Genomic DNA, 3,132 nt, shown 5'->3' with positions numbered 1-3,132 from the left:
CGGATCACCCCAATCCCCCGCTCGGGCGATCCGCCCATCCCCCACCCGGATGAGTCCGGGGCCGAGGTCAGGACAGGAGTCCGGCGTCCCGGGCGGCGCGGAGGCTGGGCCGGATGCGGTGGGTGGGCCCGACCTCGGCGGCGACCGCGTCGATGGTCTTGAGGCCCTCACCGGTGTTGAAGACGACCGTCTCCTTCGTCGGGTCGAGCCGGCCGGACTCGACCAGCTTGCGCAGCACCGCCACGGTGACGCCCCCGGCCGTCTCGGCGAAGACGCCGGTGGTGCGGGCGAGCAGGCGGATGGCGGCGCGGATCTCGTCGTCGTCGGCGTACTCCATCCAGCCGCCGGTGCGGCGCACCGCCTCCAGGGCGTAGAGGCCGGCGGCCGGGTCGCCGATGTTCAAGGACTTGGCGATGCCGGTCGGCTTGACCGGGACGATGGTGTCACTGTCGGCGTGCAGCGCCGTGGCGATGGGGTTGCAGCCGGCCGACTGCGCGCCGAACACCGCCCAGCCGCCGGCCGGCGCCTCGACCAGCCCGATCTCGACCAACTCCTGGAACGCCTTGTCGATCTTCGTGAGCAGCTCGCCGCTGGCCATCGGGATCACCACCTGGGCCGGGATCCGCCAGCCGAGCTGCTCGGCCACCTCGTAGCCGAGGGTCTTCGAGCCCTCCGCGTAGTAGGGCCGCACGTTCACGTTGACGAACGCGGTGTCCTCGAACTCGTCGGTCTCCACCAGCTCGCCGCAGAGCCGGTTCACGTCGTCGTACGAGCCGTCGATGGCGACCAGGTCGCCGCCGTAGACGGCGGTGGTCACCACCTTGCCCTGCTCCAGGTCGCTGGGGATGAAGACCACCGAGGGCACCCCGGCCCGGGCCGCGTGGGCGGCCACCGAGTTGGCCAGGTTGCCGGTCGAGGCGCAGGCGTAGCGGGTGAAGCCGAGCGCCCGGGCCGCGGTCAGCGCCACCGAGACGACCCGGTCCTTGAACGAGTGGGTCGGGTTGCCGCTGTCGTCCTTGACCCAGAGCGGTGCGGTCACGCCCAGCTCGGCGGCGAGGTGCGGGGCGGCGACCAGCGGGGTCAGCCCCGGGTCGAGGGTGACCCGGGAGGCCGGGTCCTGGCCGGCGGGGAGCAGGGCGGCGTATCGCCAGAGGTTCTTCGGGCCGGCCTCGATCTGCGCGCGGGTGACGGCGGCCAGGGCGGTCGCGTCGTAGTCGACCTCCAGCGGCCCGAAGCACTCGTAGCAGGCGTGCTGGGCGGCCAGCGGGTAGCGCGCGGAACAGGCGCGGCAGACCAGGGCGCGGGCCGGGCTGAGGCTGGTGTCGATGCCGGAGGCGGCGGGGATCGTCGACGTCATGTCGAGGGTTTCCTCTCATCTTTCCCCGCATCGCCGGGTGCGGCGGGGACGGAATTGGCACCTGCCCGCGGTCGCTCGTCGTCGAGCGCGCGGGTGGTTGCCGGGGCGTCGTCGGGCCGTATCCCTCAGCCCCTCTGGATGAGGTATGCAGTTGTGCCGCCGAGTCTATGCGTGCGCCGGGGCGCTGCCGAGCCGGGTTCCCACGGTGTGAGCGGCCCGGGTCAGCGCGCGACCGCGACCGGCTCGATCACCGCGGCGTGGTCGGTCACGGCGACCGCCGCCGGGGTGGCGGGCGCCTTCCGGGTACGGGTGGCCAGGTTCGCGGCCACCAGGGCGCCGATGGTCAGCGCGGCGCCGACCAGCTCCACGGCTCCCGGCCGGTAGCCACGCAGGATCTGCACCGCGAACGTGGTCACCGGGACCAGGTTCATGAACAGCGCCGCGTCGGCCACGCCGAGCCGGCGTACCCCGGTGTTCCAGGCGAGCACCGCGAGGACGGCGGCGACCACCACGGCGTACGCCAGTTGCGGGGCGACCGCGACCAGGTCGGCGGCGGCCGGCACGTGCTGGAGGCCGGTGAGGTCGGCGACCGCGCTGACGGCGAGCATGGCGAGCAGGCCGGCCACGGAGGTCAGCGTGGTGTAGCGCAGCGGGGACCACCCGGTGAACCGGCTCGCGCCGTGCGTGTAGAAGGCCCAGCCGAGCACCGCGCCGATCATGAGCAGCCCGCCCACGCCGAACTGGTGCAGCCCGTCGAGCCGGCCCCGCGTGATCACCAGGCCGACACCGAGCAGGGCGACCAGGGAGAGGCCGAGCAACGCCGGCCGGGGGCGTACGCCGTCGCGCGCCCAGCGGACGAGCTGGGTGACGAGCGGGGTGGCGGAGACGAAGAGGGCGATCTGCTGCGGGGTGGCGTGGCCGAGGGCCAGGTTGGTCAGCACGTTGAAGCCGGCGAACCCGAGCACCCCGAGCAGCACCACCTCCGTGGCGCGCCGCTGGGTCCGCAGGGCGGCCCACCCCTCGCGGGTCAGCAGCAGGGCGAGCAGCACGGCGGTGGCGAGCAGGTACCGGGCGGTGGTCAGGTTGAGCGCGTCCACCCGGGTGAGCGCGCTGGCCAGCACGGGGAACATGACGCCCCAGCTCACCACGGCGAAGAGCGGGAAGGCGGCGGAACGGGAACGCATCGCGGCTCCAATGTTCGAGTATCGTCGAACCAGCGGAGCCGACTCTAGGAGGTAGTTCGACGGATGTCGAACATAGGTTACGCTGGTCACATGGAGCTGCACGAACCCGAGCTGCGCGAGGTGCCGGTCACCAACGTGCTGGCCGCCCTGGCCGACGACGTCCGGCTGCAGATCGTGCGCGCGCTGGCCGGGGGCGGCGAGTACGCGTGCGGCACCTTCGAGTTCGGCGTCTCCAAGGCGACCCGCAGCCACCACCTGAAGGTGCTGCGCGAGGCCGGGCTCACCCGGACCCGGGTCGCCGGCACCAGCCGCTACGTGCGGCTGCGCCGCGAGGAGCTGGAGCGGCTCTACCCGGGGCTGCTCGACGCGGTCCTCGCCGCACCCGCCCGCGCCTGAACCCGCGCGCTCGCCAGAGCCTGGCCTCCGCGCCCGGGTCCCGCCGGTCGACCACGGGCTGGGATGATCGCCCCATGCGGACGGCGGCGGCACGGCTCGGAGCCCTCGCGGGCGTGGCGCTGCTCACGGCCTGCGCCCCGACGCCGGCGCCCGAGCCGGCATCCGCACCGGCCCCGCCGACCCCGGCCGCCAGCA

Annotated in this window: 3 protein-coding genes and 1 riboswitch; of the genes, 1 reads left to right on the top strand and 2 read right to left on the bottom strand. The window is 73.9% G+C overall.

Going from position 1 to position 3,132, the window contains the following annotated elements; translation table 11 throughout:
• Window positions 1–67: 67 nt before the first annotated feature.
• Together thrC and F8274_RS30270 are read right to left on the bottom strand one after the other, a co-directional pair.
• Entirely contained in the window at window positions 68–1,357 is a 1,290-nt protein-coding gene (gene thrC, locus F8274_RS30275) for a threonine synthase (protein ID WP_151465780.1), read from the bottom strand.
• Between the two features lie 12 nt (window positions 1,358–1,369).
• A riboswitch (SAM riboswitch) is annotated at window positions 1,370–1,502 on the bottom strand.
• Between the two features lie 76 nt (window positions 1,503–1,578).
• A complete protein-coding gene (locus F8274_RS30270; RefSeq protein WP_151465778.1) occupies window positions 1,579–2,541 on the bottom strand; it encodes a DMT family transporter in 963 nt (320 codons plus the stop codon).
• Window positions 2,542–2,631: 90 nt separating this feature from the next.
• Here F8274_RS30270 and F8274_RS30265 point away from each other — a divergent pair, with 90 nt between their 5' ends.
• Window positions 2,632–2,937, top strand: a complete 306-nt coding sequence (locus F8274_RS30265; protein WP_151465777.1) for a helix-turn-helix transcriptional regulator — start codon at window positions 2,632–2,634, stop codon at window positions 2,935–2,937.
• The last annotated feature ends 195 nt before the right edge of the window (window positions 2,938–3,132 follow it).

It is taken from the genome of Micromonospora sp. AMSO31t, assembly GCF_008868175.1.
In the GTDB taxonomy this organism is placed as follows: Bacteria; Actinomycetota; Actinomycetes; order Mycobacteriales; family Micromonosporaceae; genus Micromonospora.
The sequence above is the reverse complement of the archived record's forward strand: the minus strand, read 5'-3'. Positions and strand labels throughout refer to the sequence as shown.

Coding starts and splice junctions, on each gene's coding strand:
- F8274_RS30265 (WP_151465777.1), top strand. CDS start 2,632: ATGGAGCTGCACGAACCCGAGCTGCGCGAGGTGCCGGTCACCAACGTG.
- F8274_RS30270 (WP_151465778.1), bottom strand. CDS start 2,541: ATGCGTTCCCGTTCCGCCGCCTTCCCGCTCTTCGCCGTGGTGAGCTGG.
- thrC (WP_151465780.1), bottom strand. CDS start 1,357: ATGACGTCGACGATCCCCGCCGCCTCCGGCATCGACACCAGCCTCAGC.